Raw genomic sequence first — 16,211 nt, 5'->3', positions numbered from 1 at the left:
CCCCCAAGAACCGATTTTGGGACTGCCCACGTCGTGCGCTAATCTTCAGGAGTCAGCGCGCGGGACATACGCCGCAGAGCGCGGCGGGGCTATAGCTCAGTTGGTTAGAGCGCATCCCTGATAAGGATGAGGCCACAGGTTCAAATCCTGTTAGCCCCACCAGACACGAAGACCTTCAGCCGGTTCCGGTTGGGGGTCTTCGGCGTTTGGGGGTGCGATTCGCGGTGCGTTCCGTGCTGCATCATCGGTACTTCTTCGTCGCTTCGTCGCATCATCGGTGTCTCTCGGGTGGGGCGCTGCGTGCCGTCAGGGGCAGTCCGCTGTGTCCGGTTCGGCTGGGTCCTTGCCTGTCTCCGCGGACGTGTCCGTGTCGTCGAGGGAGCGGGAACGGCAGCTGGGGGTCTTGCCGTGGGCTTCGGCGCGGATGCGCTGCTTCATTGTGGGCGGCAGGGATCTGGCGCCGGCCCGGAGTCCCTGGGGCATCGCCTGAGGCTCCGGGTGCGTGACGGTGCTGTTGCGGGTCGGCTGGGTCTGCGGTACGGCCGCGGCGGCGGTCGTCGTGATGAGTCCGAGCGCCGTGAACAGCGCGAGGAAGGCCGTGATGACGGCCGTCCACAGCTGCGTGACCTTGTTCCGGGCCATGATCCCTCACTTTCGGGTTGGGCGATTTGCGTACTTTCCTCATGATGTGTATATGCGCCGCGAAATCACGGACCGGCGCCTGTGACGCGTCGATCTTCAGATGAACACCACACGGATGGGTGCAAGGAGGTCGATAAGGAGAAGAAGCGGGGCGAGAGGGGTTGAAGTGACCGTCCGTTGAGGTGTGATCACCCTCTGATCGGAGATCCTTATTCCGCTTCTACTGGGCTGTTCCGTGGGGGAGTTGAGGGCCACGACGCAGGTCACCGATCGGTATCGGTCGGTGTGTATAGTCGGGCGGCAGAGGTCCCTTACGTCAAGGAAAGACGAGGTCGCGCGGTGAAGAAGCTTCTCCTGGTCGCACTGGCCGCCATCGGCGGGCTCCTCGTGTACCGCCAGATCCAGGCGGATCGCGCCGAGCAGGATCTGTGGACGGAGGCGACTGACTCCGTGCCCACGGGTTCGTGAGTACCGACATCCGATTCTGAACAGACCCCGGCCGTGGTTGCGGTCGGGGTTTTGTGTTGCCCGGGCCGGGTCGGACTGTGGGTCGGGGTTTTCGGACGGCCGTGCGGATTGAGAGGGTGGGCGGTGGCCCGGCGGGGCAGGATGGCCCACGGCCGACCCGCCGTACCGGGGTCGCGCCGCAGGGACGTTGCAGGGACGGTCGTAGGAGCTCGGGCGGGGGCACGGAGGGGTGGCGCGGGATGGGGCGGCGTACGGCGTGGCGGCGGGTGGCCCTCGTTGGGCTCGTGCTGGGCGCGGTGGCCGGTTCGGCGGGAGCTCCTGGCTTCGCAGCCTCCGGCTCTCCCTCTCTCTCCGCCTCCGCTTCTTCCGCCTCCGCTTCTTCCGCCTCCCCTTCTTCCGCCTCCCCTTCTTCTTCCTCTGCTACGGCCTTCTCGTACGGTTTCGCCGACGGCGCCCCGTCGGTCGCGGGAGCGGTGAGCACCGCGCACGCCGAGCGCCTGGAGCCCGGCACGACATACCGGAGTTCGCTGCCGAGCGAGGGCAAGGTCTACTACCGTCTCGAACTCGACGGCACCTCGACCGTGTACGTCGCCGCGACGGCCGTACCGCCGACGGGTGCCACGGTCACCGCCACGGAAGGCGTGAGGGTGTCCGTGCAGGACGCCGACGGCCGGTCCTGCTCCGCTGCGGACACCGCCACCATCGGCGCCGGCCGCAGCCCCCGTCCCCTCACCGCGTGGGGCGCGCGCGAGCTGCCGTCGAGCCGGTCGCTGTGCCAGGGCACGGGTACGTACTACGTCGTCGTCGAGCGGGTACTGCGCACCGAGTCCCTGTCTGACGACTGGGCCCTGGAGCTCGCGCCCGTGCTGGAACCCCGGCTGCGGCAGGCGGGCTCGACGAGCGCGCCCGAAGCCTGGAACTCCGCCACGCCCTCGCCTCCCGGCGGGGAAGCCGCAGAGCTCCGGGGCGGCGGGGGGTTCGACTCGGCGACCGCGCTGGAACAGGGGGTCTGGCGCGATGACGTACGGCCCGGGCAGACGCTGTTCTATGAGGTGCCGGTCGACTGGGGGCAGCAGGTATACGCCACCGCCGACCTGAGCAGTTCGAGCGGCGGGGGATCGGGCGGGGGCGGGTTCGTGCCGGGGGCCGTGAACCTGGCCCTGTACAACCCCGTGCGCGGACTCGTCGACGCCACGAGCATCAGCTACAACGGCAGCCAGAAGTCGGGAGCTCTCGCCGCCTTGCCGCCGGTCGGGTATGCCAACCGGTACGCCCTCCCCGATCGGGTGAGCGGGATGCGGTTCGCCGGGGCCTACTACCTCGTCGTGCATCTCGCCGCGCGGGTGGGGGAGTTCGGCGACGGGCCGCTCGGGCTGACGCTGCGCGTGCGGGTCAAGGGGGCGGCGACGGCCGGGCCCGGTTACGCGGGGCAGTCCGAGCCTTCGGGAGTCTTCCAGGTGGGGATTCTCGGGCGGGGCTCGGCGGGGGCGGGCGGGGTGGCCGCGGGTGCCGATGGCGGTGGGGGCGGTGGGGGCGATGACGCCGGGATGAAGCTGGTGGCCGTCGGGGGGATTGGGGTGGGGACCGTGGTGCTGGTGGTTCTCGGGGTGTGGAGTGTGGTGGGGCGGCGGAGGGCTGCCGGGGTGTAGGGGGGCGGGCTCGGGTTGGGGCTGGGCTGGGCCTTGGGATTGTGCCTCGGGGCTGTGGGGCTGTGGGGCTGTGGGGCTGTGGGGCTGTGGGGCTGTGGGGCTGTGGATTCTCAGGATTCTCTGGGTGGTGTGTGGCTTGGGGCTGACGTTCTCGGTTTGCCGGTGACTCTGCAGGGACACGGTTTTCCCCCATGGCGCAGGCGACTCAGGGCTGTGGGTCGCTTCGGGAGACCGTGAACTCAGATCTGGGTGAGTGCCCAGAAACCCACGGCGTAGCAGGCCAGGGCCAGAAGCAGGAGGGTGATCGCCACCTTTGCGGGTGGGCCGCTGCGGCGTGCTCGCGAAATTGACCGGGCGGGGGGTGGAACCTGCGGGCTCTGAGCGGTGTACGAAGCAGTAGAGGCGTCAGCGTGGAGCTGGTGCGGGATCCGTGCCGGTGCCTGCGTGGGGAAGCGTGGGGCGGGAGGTTGGGGGGTGGGCAGGGCGTGGGTGGAGGGTGTGGGGTCGTGGGGGTAGATGTAGGCGGAGTGGGCCGGGGCGGGCTGGTGTGGCTGTGCCTGGGCTTGTGGGCGGGGTTCGTGCGGCTGTGCCTGGGGCTCCGGTGGGGTGGGAGGTTGGGAGCGGGGGCCCGTGGACTGGGGCGGTGGCAGATGGAAGCTGCCCGTCTCCGACATCGACGGCGGCCCGGTGGGAGCGGGCGGGGTGTGGTGCGGGGGCCATGGGGCCTGGGGGTTCGTTCCGGGGCCGGCGGTCGCGGAGGACGCGTCCGGGCCGCGATGGGCAGCCCCCGCCCCGGTGCTCGAATGAGGGGCGGGGACATCGCCGCCTGGGTCGAGGGGCCCGGCACCCGGGGTGGGCGGGGGGCTTGTCTCGCCGGACCAGGACGACGGATTGGCCTGGCCCGGCCAGGACTGTGGGTCGGCTTGGTCGGACCAGGGCGAGGGGTTGGCCTGTTCCGACCAGGACGCTTGGCTCACTTCCCGCGGCCAGGATGTCGAGTTCGCTTCCCCGGGCCAGGGCCGTGCGCTTCCGTCGCCGTGCCCGGATGCCTCGTTCCTCTCGCCAGGCCGGGACACCGCCCCGTTCACGCCTCCAGGCTGGTACGGCGCCTCGCCGGCTACTCCAGGCTGATACGGCGTTCCGCTTCCCTCGCTGTGCCAGGAGGGCGCACTGCCTGGCTCCCTGGGCTGGGAGGACCGTGCGTTTCCTTCACCGAACCAGGAGGACGCCCCACGTGCTTCAGCCGGCCGGGATGCCGCTCCGCCGCCCTCGCCGGACCAGGACGGCACCCCACCCGCTTCACCCGTGCCGGAACCAGCACCGGGACCGGCGCCGGCACCGAAACCAGGAACAGAACCGGAAGCAACACCGGAACCGGTACTGGCTCCGGAACCGGTACTGGCTCCGGAACCGGTACTGGCTTCGGAACCGGGACCGGAAGCCCCTCCGGAACCGGAAGCCGCCCCGGAACCGGCACCAGGAGCTGCACCGGCTCCAGAACTCGAACCGACACCGGCACCAGGACCGACGCCAGGCCAGAATGCCCCACCACGCGCGTCATCGGCCGGAAGACGCACCTCGCCCCCCGTCCCGGCGCCCCCGTTGCGTGTCCGGCTGGGATCCACTCCCGGCGCCCGCTTGAGTGGGCCCTCTGGGGCGAACCCCGGGGGCAGGGGGCCGAGTTGGTCGAAGATCTCGATCGACTCGTCGTCGGGGCCGGGCTCCGGAAGGAGTTCCCTGGCGGCGGCGAGTGCTTTGCGGGCCCCCGTGGCGGTGCGGAAGCGTGCCTGGGGGTCCGGTTGGAGGAGCGAGGACACGACCTGCCAGAGCGGGTCGGGGACGCCCTGGGGCGCGCTGGGGGTGCCATGGGCGGCGAAGTACTGGATGAGTGCCTTGGTGTCGGGCTTGGCGCCCTCCAGGAGGTACAGCGCGACCAGGCCGACGGCGAACAGGTCGGCGGGGAAGTCCGGTTCGGCGCCCATCATCTGTTCGGGCGCGAGATAGCCGGGCGTGCCCACGACGAGGTTGGTCTCGGTCAGGCGTGGTTCGCCCAGCCGCATGGCGATGCCGAAGTCGGACAGGCGAAGCCGGGGGCGGCCGGTGCCGGTGGCTTCGAGCAGGATGTTGGCGGGCTTGACGTCCCGGTGCACGACGCCTTCCGCGTGCACCGCGGCCAGCCCCGCGAGGAGCTGGTCGAGCAGGGTGCAGACGAAAGCTGGTGGCAGCGGGCCGTAGTCCCCGACGAGATGGACCAGCGAGCCGCCGGATACCAGGTCCATGGTGAACAGGACCTTGTCGTCGTCGGCGGCCCAGCTGGCGGGCGCGAGGACATGGGGGTGGTCGATCCGCAGAGCCTGTTCGCGGACGAAGCGCAGCAGGGAGTGCGCGTCGCTCTGCAGCAGGACCTTGGCGGCCACATAGCGGCGGCGCCGATGGTCCCAGGCACGCCAGACGGCGCCCACGCCTCCACGCCCGATCGGATCGGCCAGTTCGTACCGGCCGGCGAACACCTCACCCATGGCTGTGTGTCGCTCCTCCCCCTGCGGTTACCCCCCTTGCTTCCCCCTCGCTGAGCGATACGACCCCTCGTGGCCTCCCGGATGAGAGATACGGCCCCGTGTTCCTCGTCTCCTCGGGGGGTGACACACCCCCGTGTGTCACCCCCCGGTGAGGAGCGCGACCCCTCGCGCCCCTCCGTGCTGCTCGCACGGCCCTCGGCCCGGCTGCCGAACCCCCTTCGGCGGCCGGGCGGACGGCTCAGCTCTGGTGGGACTGGTAGTGGGTGACGGCGTCGGAGGTGCGGCCGGCGCCGTAGACACGGAGGAACTCTGCCAGTTCCGGGTGGGTCGGGGCGAGGGTGTCGGCCGCGTCGATGATGTCTCCGGCGGCGGCGACCGAGCGCAGCAGCGACTGGATCTCGCGGACGACCCGCTTGACCGTCGGCGCACCCGAACTGCTCGTCGTGGCCGTGGTGTTGCTGAGCACCGAACCCCCCTGCGACTTCTTGATCTCGTCCATGCGCTCAGTCGCCTCGGCCGCGCTCACGCTGCCGTCGGCGACCTGCCCCGCCAGGTCCTGCAGCAGCTGCACCCGCTGGACCACGGCAGGATTGCCGATCTTCGCCCGCTGACCGCTCATCAGCTGCGAGAGCATCGGAGCGGACAGTCCCAGGACCCCCGCGAGACGAGCCTGGTTGAGGCCGAGGTCGTCTATGAGCTTACGGAAGAGCGCCCCCAGCGGCTCCCCATACCAGTTCCGCTGCAGTTCCCGCGCTCTTGCGGTCGCTTCCTGCTGTGCGGCGTCCATGTGCGTCTCCCCATCGCTTCCCCAAAAAATCCGTGGTTCGCGACAGCGAACCACGCCGAGCATCTTACGGAGAGTGGTCGTTCGCGGGGACCCCCAATCTTTTTGCGGAGTACCCGGGGAGACCCGGTACTCTGGTCTGCGTCGCCCACCGGTGAGTGGTTCTTCCGGCGGACGTATCTCTTCTCGGGGCCTTAGCTCAGTTGGTAGAGCGCTGTCTTTGCATGGCAGATGTCAGGGGTTCGACTCCCCTAGGCTCCACTTCGAGAAAGCCCCCCTGACCTGCGGAAACGTGGGTCAGGGGGGCTTTCTCGTTGCCCAAGTGCGGAACGCAAGCGCACGGACGGAGAGGTCTCGTACATCGTTCGGTGGCGAGCCGGCGGGGCCCACGGCGGGAAGAACGAATCCGAGATCTTCACGGAGTCCGAAGCTGATGAGCGCTTCTAGAACCTGGTGAACGGCCACGGGCAGCAGTGGCCGCCCGGGTGGATACGTGGCCGCGGCTTCATCCAGGACATCCGTAGGACGAGATGTTCGAGCCCTACGCCATGAAGCAGATCAATCTGCTCACTGGCATCCAGGGGGACACCAAGGCCAAGTACCGGCGGTTGGTCGAACAGAACATGTCAACCGTGGTTCAAGAGCGCCGCTCCGCGCCACGAACCCCGTGTGACTACACCCGGCTCCCAGGCGAGGCCACCGACCTTCAACCCCGCGATCTGGGGCACCGCCATGGACGGCCTGCCATTCGCGTACAGAGGGCCTGAAAGCGGGACGAGGACGGCAAGCAGTACATGGGACCGCCGAAGACCAAGATGAGTCGGCGGACGATCGTCATTACCCACCGGCTTGACCAGATGCTTGGGCGTCGAGCCAAGGGGCTGGCCCGTGACGGACTGCTCCTCACAGGTCCGGTAGGCGGGAAGTGGGATGCAGGAACGTTCCGTCGCCTGCGCCGGCTCCCGGCCATTGAGTTGGCTTGGAACGTCTGTCGTTCAGCCTGGGCAACACCGGGGGTTCGCGGGGAACTTGTTGACGAGTGCCGGCAACACCTGGGGGTTTGCGGTGAGAGCATGAGGGTGCTCCATACCTCTGGGGGCAGGGCGCGCACCGTCTCGTGCACCGGGTTGAAGCGGGAGTTGAAGGCGACAGTGCGGGGTTGCCGGTCGTCTTCACGGCGTCGAGATGCGCGCGCACCGGCCCGCGGCGACGGTCATCGGCTTCTCTGTGACCACACCGCAGCCCGCCTGCTGAGCGGGCACGATGTAGCGTTCGTGTGCGGCAATCGACGGTCGTGACGACGACCTCGTCGATGTCCTCCTTGGCGAGCATGTCCGCGAAGCCGTCCGGTTCCCACTCGGTGGCGGCGGGTTCACCGACGGCGGCCAGCAGGCGGTTGTGAAAGGCCATCCGTGTCGGGCTCGGGTCGCACAGCGCAACCACGTGGTGGGCGGGGCGTGCGACGAGGCTCCGGGTGAAGGTCTGGGCACAGTGGCCGGTGCCGACGACGGCGGCGCGCAACGGAGTTCGGCTCATTGAGCCTCCGCGGCCGTGACCGCCTTGCTCCTGTCCCGAAGGCCGGGCGCCCATGCCTGGCCGCCCCCGTGGGCCTGATCGCACGGCCGGACACCGGACGAATCCCCGGACACAGGCAACCCACAAACTCCCCAGCCCGTCCTCCGGGACGCGAGAGGCCCCCGCTGACCAACGGGGCGCCTGTGCTCCGTACTTGAGGAGGGCAACCTTGTTCCGTGCCCGGCGAATATGGGTGACCGCTGCGGCGGTGCTCGCGGTGGCGGGGGGATCACCAGGGCTGGCACAGGCGGCACCGCCGTCGGCCGGCAGACCGACTGCGGTGACGGAAGGCGGCGACGGCACGCTCCCGCACGGCTGGCGGATCGCCGGCGAGGGTGCCGCGCGGCAGCTGGTGTGGCGCTCGACGGCACCAGTGCCGATAGGAGACGCACGCGTCGACTTCTACGCCGGGGACCGGCTGCTCGGCCACCCGACACCCGGGAAGGACGGGCGCACATTCCGGCTCGGCCTCGAACACGGCCAGTCGACGAGCACGTTGAAGGGGCTCGAAGTACGCGCGGGTGGGCGGCAGTTGGACGCCGCGGGCCGCACCGAGGCCCCGCGAGCCCGGCGTGACGCGGCACAGCCGCCGGCCCGGCTCCCGGCGAACTCCGTCGACCCCGGCAAGCCGGGCCAGTACCGCACGACCACCGGCGAGTACGACCTCGCCCCGGTGAAGCTGCCCGACTTCCCCCAGCCCGTCGAGATGCGCGCCGTGGTCGTCGCGCCCAAGGCCGCCACCGGCAGCCGGCCGCTCGCGCTGTTCCTGCACGGCCGCCACCCCACCTGCTACTCCGGCGACGACACGAGTCTCGTCTGGCCCTGCCCGACCGGCACCAAGGAGATCCCGAGCTACCGCGGCTATCTGCGCGACCAGCAACTCCTCGCGTCACAGGGCTATGTGACGGTCTCCATCTCCGCCAACGGCATCAACGGCCAGGACGACGTCGAGGACGGCGGCGCCCAGGCCCGCTCGTCCCTGGTGCGGCAGCACCTGGCCCGCTGGGCCGACTGGGCCGCCCACCCCGGCTCGGCCCCCGCGGTCGTACGAAACGCCCCGAAGGCCGACCTGTCCCGCGTCCTGCTCGTCGGCCACTCGCGCGGCGGCGAGGGCGTGAACCGGGCGGCTATGGACAGCCTCTATCCGCCGCCGACCGCGCAGGACGGCTATCACGGCCCGGTGCGCTGGCACATCCGTGGCACCGTCCTGATCGGACCGACGAACTTCGGCCAGAATCCCGTCGCGGACGTGCCGTCGGCGACGATCCTGCCGGGCTGCGACGGCGACGTCTCCGACCTGCAGGGCGAGGTGTACGTCGACGGCACCCGCTCGGTCAGCCGCGGTGCCGCGCTGCACAGCGCGGTGTACGTGGTGGGCGCCGACCACAACTTCTTCAACTCGGAGTGGACGCCCGGACAGTCCGAGGCGCCCTCGGCCGACGACTTCTACGACGACACCGAGAATCCTGACCCGGTGTGCTCGCCGGGCACCGCGACCCGGCTGTCCGCCGACCAGCAGCACAAGGCGGGCAGCACCTACATCGCCGCCGCGGCCCGGCTGTTCGTCGCCGGGGACGACCGGGTACGGCCGCTGCTCGACGGTTCGGGCAGGCGGGCGCCCTCGGCCGATCCCGCGCGGGTGCTCACCCACGCGGTCGGGGCGAACCGCACCGGCGGGTTCCTGCCGGACGGCAAGGTCACGGTGACCGGCGGACGGCTGTGCTCGGCCGTGGACCCGGACGAGCACGTGGCCTGCCTCGGACCCGACGTTCAGGGGGCCTCCCCGCACTTCGCGTCGTGGGAGACGGACCGTGAGGTCGGCCGCCGCGCGGTCGCCCTGGACTGGTCCGCGGCCGGATCGGCGGTGCGGCTGAGTCCCGCGAACGCGGTCGGGCTCGCAGGTGCCAAGGACATGGCGCTCCGCGTGATCGTGCCGCCGAACTCGACGGACACCCGCCTCGACGTGTCCCTCACCGACACCCACGGCAAGCGCGCCGCACTCGGCCGCGTTCGCGTCGACGGACTGCCCGGCACTCAACGGACCAGCTCCTACTGGGCACGCGAAGTCCGTGTGCCCCTGACTGCGGCATCCCGGGCCGGTCTCGACCTGAAGCACATCAAGTCCCTTGAACTGACACCCCGTTCGCCCAAGGGGCAGGCCTGGCTGATGGACGCCTGGGGCTGGCGCCCCGGCACCCCCGCGGTGCGGGCGGCCGCACTGCCGCGCGTCGACATCGGCCGCCTCTCGGTCAAGGAGGGCAACTCGGGCACCCGTACGTACCAGGTGCCCGTGCAGGTGTCCGGGCAGGGCAGCGGCCAGGTACGCGTCTACGTCGTCGACACGGCCACCCGCGAGGCGAAGGACCACCTGGTGACGGTGCGGCCGGGCGGCCATGACATCAGAGTGCCGGTCGAGGCGAAGGGCAATACGCGCTTCTCCGGCGACGTGGACACCACGGTGCTGGTGAAGGCCGTGCGGGGCTCCGTCATCGGCTCGTACGCCGGCGGGGTCATCGTGCAGAACGACGACCCGAAGCCCACGATCAGCGTGACGCCGGTCGCGGACCGGGTGACCGAGGGACAGCCCCTGCGGTGGAAGGTGTCCCTGTCCGCGGTGGCGGACGTGGACGTCGGGGCGGACTACGTCGTCGTACCCGTCACCGACGGCCCGGAGCTGTCCACGAAGGACGTGGACCCGGCGTGGTTCACGGACTCCACCAGCGAGGATCCCGATCCGGAGCGCCCCTTGTCGTCGGTGACGCTCCTGTCCCTGTGGGCGAGCGTGCCGGCCGGGCAACCGAGCGCGGAGCTGACGCTGCCCACGGTCAAGGACCAGGTGGCGGAGCCCGCCGAGTCGGTTCGGTTCCAGCTGGCCGGCGAGAACGGCGACCCGCAGCCCGGCGGACCGGTGGTGAGCGGCACGGTGCTGGACGCGTCGTAGGACGGGACGCACCGTGGTGACGGCCGCGCGGTTCTCCCCGAGGGGACCGCGCGGCCGTACGCGTCTCAGGGCTGGAGCCTCACCCGGATGCCGACGGTCCCCTTCAGCCCGCCGCGCAGGCGGCTGCCGAGCAGCGTGAGCCGGCCGGTGATCCCGTACTTGCGGACGATGAGCTCGCGGTAGCGGGCGACGGTCGCCTCGTCGCCGATCTCGGCGGTGGCGGGGACCTGGCTGCCGGTCGGGTGGCCGCGCAGGTCGCAGGGACCGACGAGGATGTCGCCGCAAGCCCGGATCCGCTTCACCTTCCAGGAGTCGGCGGTCGTCCACACACCGAGTGTGTCGCCGTCGCGCACCACCCATACCGGGGTGGCGACCGGGGTGCCGTTCTTGCGGTAGCTGGTGATCAGCGCAAACTTGCCCGCTCCGAGCCGCTCCGGCGACGTGCCGTCCATGTCCGGCTTCTGCTGGGCCTGAGGGCAGGACGCTGGGCCTGACGCGGAGGCCCTGGGCGACTAGCGCAGCTCGGCGTTGACGGCGCTCCTGGCGTGCGCCGTCGAGGTGTTGTTCCGGTGCCTCCTTTGGGGATTGCTGTCGGCGCGGCGGCTGCGGCTTGAGGGCCCTCGCGTGGCGGGCCGGGCCGTTCGCGTTTGTGGCGGGGGCGGGGGAGGGAGATAGAGGATCGTCGGGCCCGCGCTGGCGGCGGGGATGTGGTCTTGCTGGCGGAGGAAGGTGCGGGCTGCGGCCGGGACGCGCTGCTCGGAGGCGCTGGCGCCGCGCCGGGTGAGGGTCGTGGCGATCTGCAGCTGGGAGCGGACGTCCCAGGCCCGCCTCTCGGAGGCTCTGGCGAGGTCGGTGAAGACGCGTTGCTGGTAGTCCTCGTGTCTTCCGGCGTGCAGGCGGCGTACATGTTCGACAGTGCCGGAGCGCTGGGCTGCCTCCAGGCCGCGGGTAAACCGGATGACGTTCTCGGGCAGGGCTCCCGTGCGGTCTACTGCCGCCCCGCACGAGTTCCAGCAACACCTGGGGGCTTGCGGTGGGGACGGGGGTGCTCCTGGGGCGCTCCATACCTCTGGGGACCGCCGATGGCGTCGAAGTCGAGGACCGAGCTATGTGCGGCGATCCGCCGTGACCACCGTGCCGGGCTGGGCAAGCGTGCTCTGATGCGCAAGTACGGGGTCGGGCACCCCACGGTGCAGAAGGCGTTGGGCTCCGCGTGGCCGCGGCCACGGAAGAACTCCCGCCCCGGGCGACCCGGCTCGCTCCGTTCAAGTCGCTGGTGGACGAGATGCTGCGGCGGACCTGGACGCCCCGCGCAAGCAGCGGCACATTGCGGCACGTTTAGGCAGAACATCCGCTTCGGGTCGGCCCGTCGCCAGGCCGCCCAGGCCTTCGGACAGCCCGACGCTCCCTCGATGCTGCTCCAGCGGTCGCCGGGCGGATACACGTGCCCGACCCGGGGCGCGGGTCCGCCGAGCCATGCGCCGAGTTCGCCGAGACGCCGTACGTCGGCGGGCTCGTACCCGACGTACCCGACGTACGTCGGGTACGAGCAGCAGTACGCCGGCCAGGGCGGGCAGCCCACGGTGCGAGGGCTTCATGAGGGCGGCGGCCCTTCGGTGCGGGAGACGTGTCCCCGCGACTGCCGCACGGGAGCCCGTCACACCGGTTCGGCCCGTGGGGTGAGCACAACGGTGGGGCGGAGAACGCTCCGCCCCACCACTGGTACACGCCGTCGGACCGGCGTCAGCGCCCTTCGTCGTGCCGGGCGGCGTCCTCTTCGGCCTCCTTTGCCTGGACCTCCGGGTCCAGGGCGGACTGGCCAGTGCCGTCCACGGACGTCAGCCGACCCGTCTCGGGCACCTCGGTCGCGGCGGGGGGCTCGACCAGCCAGTCCGGGTTGGCCTGCTTGTCCCACCACTTCCAGGCGGCGAAGGCGCCGCCCGCGACGATGCCCGCGACCGCGAGGGCCTTGGCGAGCCGTCCGGCCCGCGCCCGCCGCTCGTGCTTGCGGACCAGCTTCTGGATCTCCTTGGGCGAGACCTGGCCACGCAGCGCGACCAGCGCGGCCGCACTGCGGGCCGTGGCCTCCTCGGCGACCGGTCCGGCCACGGCGACGGCCTGCTCGATCCTCGGACGTGAATAGTCGGCGGCCTGCCTGGCGGCCTTGCGGGTACGGACGGCTGCCTCGTGGGCGGCGTGGTCGACCTTCGGCGGAACATGCGTACGGGCCTGTTCCAGACGCGGCGCGACATGGGCGCCGTACTGGACACGCGCCTGCTCGGCCGCCTGAGAGACCTTCGGCGCGAGCCGTACGCGTGCTTCTGCCGCATAGTGCGAAGCCTTGTCCTTGGCCGTGTCGGCGTAGGGCGCCACCACTTCCGCGGCGTGCAGCACGCTGTCCTTCGCCGAGCCGGTCGCGGCGCGCACGCTGTCGATGCGGGTCACGGGATCCTCCTCCTCGGTGGCGTACGGTATTTCGACTTTCCACCCTTTTACGGATCATGCCTGCCGGGGCACAGTCCGGCACCTGAGGGCGGGCATCCGGATCAATAGCGGATGAATACGTGGCAACAGGGGCTTGTCGACGACAATGCCACGGATCGCCGCCCGGCGCCTCTGCCCGGAGCCTCCTCGGCCTGATTCATGCGAGGATCGGAGGGGCACAACAAGACAACGGAAGGCAGATCGTGGCCGAGCAGCTTTACGCCACCCTCAAGACGAACCACGGCGACATCGAAGTCCGGCTCCTGCCGAACCACGCCCCGAAGACGGTCAAGAACTTCGTCGAACTCGCCCAGGGCGAGCGCGAGTGGACGCACCCGGGTACCGGCGAGAAGTCCACCAAGAGGCTTTACGACGGCACGATCTTCCACCGCGTCATCAGTGGCTTCATGATCCAGGGCGGTGACCCCCTGGGTACCGGCATCGGCGGTCCGGGCTACGAGTTCGAGGACGAGTTCCACCCCGACCTCGCCTTCAACAAGCCCTACCTGCTCGCGATGGCCAACGCGGGTCCGGGCACCAACGGCTCGCAGTTCTTCATCACCGTCTCCCCGACGGCCTGGCTGAACCGCAAGCACACCATCTTCGGCGAGGTCACGGACGCGGCCAGCCAGAAGGTCGTGGACGCCATCGTCGGTGTCAAGACCACCCGCCCCAACGACCGGCCGGTCAACGACGTCGTCATCGAGTCGGTCGTCGTCGAGACCCGCTGAGGCCCCGCGGGAACCCGCGCGAAGGGAACCAAACGCCCCGCTCAACCGTAAGGATGAGCGGGGCGGTGCATGTGCGTACGACGACCTAGGGGATGTCATGGAACAGGCGGCAGGCGGTTCACCTCAGGCCCAGAGCCTGCCCGGCTGCTACCGGCATCCGGACCGTGAGACCGGCATCCGTTGCACCCGCTGCGAGCGCCCGATCTGCCCCGAGTGCATGGTCAGCGCCTCCGTCGGCTTCCACTGCCCCGATTGCGTGCGCGACGGGGGCGGCAGCGGACCGGCTCCGTCCGCGGCGAGGCCGCGCACCATCGCGGGCGGTAGCGTCACGGCCGATCCCCGGCTGTTCACGAAGATCCTGATCGGGATCAACCTCGCGGTGTTCATCGCCATCCAGGCCAACGCGTCCCTGGCGGCGGATCTCAGCCTTGTCGGTGCCTATCCGTCGGCGCCGTTCCCGATCACCGAGGGCGTCGCGGACGGGCAGTACTACCGCCTGGTGACCTCGATGTTCGCGCACCAGGAGATCTGGCACATCGGCTTCAACATGCTGAGCCTGTGGTGGCTCGGCGGCCCCCTCGAAGCGGCCCTGGGCCGTGCCCGCTATCTCGCGGTCTACTTCGTCTCCGGTCTCGCGGGAAGCGCCCTGGTCTATCTGCTGGCCAGTCCGACCACCCCGACCCTCGGCGCCTCCGGTGCCATCTTCGGCCTCTTCGGCGCGACCGCGGTCCTGATGCGGCGGCTCAACTACGATCTGCGGCCGATCATCGCGCTCCTGGTGATCAACCTGATCTTCACCTTCGGCTGGAGCGGCATCTCCTGGCAGGCCCACATCGGCGGCCTCGTCGCCGGGCTCATCACGGGCTACGGCATGGTCCACGCCCCGCGTGAGCGGCGGGCGCTCGTGCAGTACGGCACCTGTGCGCTGGTCCTGCTGGTCGTCGTGGTCATGATCCTGGTGAGGACCGCGCAGCTCACCTGAGCAGCACGTTGTCCACAGCGAGTGCCGGATCTTGTGCATACAGTGCGGGAACAGCTGTGCCCCCTGTCGCTGACCCGTGTCTATGCAGGTCAGGCAGGGGGCGAACAAGCTTGCGGAGGCTGGTCCGATGGTCGTACCGGCGTCAACACCAGATGGGTTATCCACAGATCGTCGTCTTTTCCCCAGCCCGTTGTGGAAATGCACCTGGGCTGTGGATAACTCAGCGGATACCCCTGGGCAGAGCTACTTCCACTGGGTGGAGACGCCGAATCCGGCGGCGATGAAGCCGAAGCCGACCACGATGTTCCAGTTGTCCAGAGCATCGATGGGCAGCGAGCCGTCGGTCACATAGAAGACGACGATCCAGGCCAGCCCGATGAGGAACATGGCCAGCATCACGGGGGCCACCCAGGCGCGGCTGTTCAGCTTGATGGCGGTCGCCTGCTTCGCCGGGGGCGGCGTGTAGTCGGCCTTCTTGCGGATACGTGACTTCGGCACGAGGGTCTCTCCTGTCGATGCGCTGCGTGGCCGCGCAGGGAACTCGGTCGGGCTCGGGGGCAGCGTACAAGGGGACACTTAGTGCTCCCCCGGGCGTCCGTTAGCGTAGTGCTTCCGCGGCGCCGAAGGAGATAAGGGTACGTTGAGCAATTCTGCCGACTCCCCCCAGTCCGGATCCAGCCCTGGCCGAGGGCGGGGTTTCCGGCCGGTCAGGGTGCTCACGGCGGGTGTCTTCGCTCTCGCGGGGCTCATCTTCTTCACGAGTTTCAATACGGCCAAGGGCACCGACATCCGCACGGACGCGTCCATGCTGAAGCTCTCGGACCTCATCCAGGAGCGCAGCCACAACAACGCCGGGCTCGACGAGGCGAACGGTTCACTGCGCCGGGACGTCGAGTCGCTCGCCGAACGCGACGACGGCAGCACGAAGGCCGAGGACGACAAGCTCGCCGCCCTGGAGGACCGGGCGGGCACCCAGAAGATCAAGGGCGACGCGGTCACGGTCACGCTCGACGACGCCCCGCCCAACGCCACCGCCAAGCTCCCCGGCTATCCCGAGCCGCAGCCCGACTACCTGGTCATCCACCAGCAGGATCTCCAGGCCGTGGTCAACGCCCTGTGGAAGGGCGGCGCCAAGGGCGTCAAGGTCATGGACCAGCGGCTGATCTCCACCAGCGCTGTGCGCTGCGTCGGCAACACCCTGATCCTCCAAGGCCGCGTCTACTCACCGCCGTACAAGATCCAGGCGGTGGGCGACCCCGAGAAGCTGAAGCAGGCGCTCGCGGACTCCAAGGCGATCCAGAACTACATGGTCTACGTCAATGTCTACGGCCTCGGCTGGAACGTCGTCGACGACGGCACGGTGACTCTTCCGGGCTACTCGGGCACAGTGGATCTGCAGTACGCCAAGCCCGTGGAGTGAGCACGGTGTGAGTCCC

General features: G+C 70.0%; 12 protein-coding genes and 2 tRNA genes. 8 read left to right on the top strand and 6 right to left on the bottom strand.

Translation table 11 applies throughout. The features are described 5' to 3' along the window. Positions 1–85 precede the first annotated feature (85 nt). Positions 86–162, top strand: a tRNA-Ile gene (locus ACI2L1_RS05565). A gap of 144 nt (positions 163–306) precedes the next feature. Here the strand turns inward: ACI2L1_RS05565 and ACI2L1_RS05560 are convergent. Beyond that, the gene (locus tag ACI2L1_RS05560; protein ID WP_404738000.1) at positions 307–642 is read right to left on the bottom strand and encodes a DUF6344 domain-containing protein; all 336 of its coding nucleotides are present in this window, start codon (positions 640–642) and stop codon (positions 307–309) included. 339 nt (positions 643–981) lie between these two features. Between ACI2L1_RS05560 and ACI2L1_RS05555 the strand changes: the two genes are divergently transcribed. Next, entirely contained in the window at positions 982–1,110 is a 129-nt protein-coding gene (locus ACI2L1_RS05555) for a DLW-39 family protein (RefSeq protein WP_003999697.1), read from the top strand. A gap of 239 nt (positions 1,111–1,349) precedes the next feature. Beyond that, on the top strand, positions 1,350–2,759 hold the full coding sequence (locus tag ACI2L1_RS05550) for a hypothetical protein (RefSeq protein ID WP_404737999.1): 1,410 nt from the start codon (positions 1,350–1,352) through the stop codon (positions 2,757–2,759). A gap of 239 nt (positions 2,760–2,998) precedes the next feature. Here ACI2L1_RS05550 and ACI2L1_RS05545 read toward each other — a convergent pair whose 3' ends face one another. Both ACI2L1_RS05545 and ACI2L1_RS05540 read right to left on the bottom strand, forming a co-directional pair. Further along, positions 2,999–5,278, bottom strand: a complete 2,280-nt coding sequence (locus ACI2L1_RS05545; RefSeq protein WP_404737998.1) for a protein kinase — start codon at positions 5,276–5,278, stop codon at positions 2,999–3,001. Positions 5,279–5,516: 238 nt separating this feature from the next. Further along, the gene (locus tag ACI2L1_RS05540; protein WP_404737997.1) at positions 5,517–6,065 is read right to left on the bottom strand and encodes a helix-turn-helix domain-containing protein; all 549 of its coding nucleotides are present in this window, start codon (positions 6,063–6,065) and stop codon (positions 5,517–5,519) included. A gap of 185 nt (positions 6,066–6,250) precedes the next feature. Between ACI2L1_RS05540 and ACI2L1_RS05535 the strand changes: the two genes are divergently transcribed. Then, a tRNA-Ala gene (locus ACI2L1_RS05535) sits at positions 6,251–6,323 on the top strand. Between the two features lie 1,483 nt (positions 6,324–7,806). Beyond that, the gene (locus ACI2L1_RS05530) at positions 7,807–10,578 is read left to right on the top strand and encodes a hypothetical protein (protein ID WP_404737996.1); all 2,772 of its coding nucleotides are present in this window, start codon (positions 7,807–7,809) and stop codon (positions 10,576–10,578) included. Between the two features lie 65 nt (positions 10,579–10,643). Here ACI2L1_RS05530 and ACI2L1_RS05525 read toward each other — a convergent pair whose 3' ends face one another. Together ACI2L1_RS05525 and ACI2L1_RS05520 are read right to left on the bottom strand one after the other, a co-directional pair. Further along, positions 10,644–11,030, bottom strand: a complete 387-nt coding sequence (locus ACI2L1_RS05525; protein ID WP_404737995.1) for a PPOX class F420-dependent oxidoreductase — start codon at positions 11,028–11,030, stop codon at positions 10,644–10,646. Positions 11,031–12,321: 1,291 nt separating this feature from the next. Beyond that, positions 12,322–13,023, bottom strand: coding sequence for a DUF5324 family protein (locus ACI2L1_RS05520; protein ID WP_404737994.1), 702 nt, complete (start codon positions 13,021–13,023; stop codon positions 12,322–12,324). 242 nt (positions 13,024–13,265) lie between these two features. Here ACI2L1_RS05520 and ACI2L1_RS05515 point away from each other — a divergent pair, with 242 nt between their 5' ends. After that, a complete protein-coding gene (locus ACI2L1_RS05515) occupies positions 13,266–13,793 on the top strand; it encodes a peptidylprolyl isomerase (protein WP_404737993.1) in 528 nt (175 codons plus the stop codon). Positions 13,794–13,890: 97 nt separating this feature from the next. Continuing rightward, positions 13,891–14,775, top strand: a complete 885-nt coding sequence (locus tag ACI2L1_RS05510; RefSeq protein WP_404737992.1) for a rhomboid family intramembrane serine protease — start codon at positions 13,891–13,893, stop codon at positions 14,773–14,775. A 243-nt stretch (positions 14,776–15,018) separates the two neighbouring features. Here ACI2L1_RS05510 and crgA read toward each other — a convergent pair whose 3' ends face one another. After that, complete coding sequence (gene crgA, locus ACI2L1_RS05505) at positions 15,019–15,273, bottom strand: cell division protein CrgA (RefSeq protein ID WP_020119474.1); 255 nt, start codon at positions 15,271–15,273, stop codon at positions 15,019–15,021. A 142-nt stretch (positions 15,274–15,415) separates the two neighbouring features. On the opposite strand from crgA, the gene ACI2L1_RS05500 reads away from it, so the two are divergent. Continuing rightward, positions 15,416–16,195: a DUF881 domain-containing protein gene (locus tag ACI2L1_RS05500; protein ID WP_404737991.1), complete on the top strand. Its 780-nt coding sequence runs from the start codon at positions 15,416–15,418 to the stop codon at positions 16,193–16,195. The last annotated feature ends 16 nt before the right edge of the window (positions 16,196–16,211 follow it).

Origin of the sequence: Streptomyces sp. NPDC019531 (assembly GCF_044903305.1) — a bacterium.
In the GTDB taxonomy this organism is placed as follows: domain Bacteria; phylum Actinomycetota; class Actinomycetes; order Streptomycetales; family Streptomycetaceae; genus Streptomyces.
The sequence above is the reverse complement of the archived record's forward strand: the minus strand, read 5'-3'. Positions and strand labels throughout refer to the sequence as shown.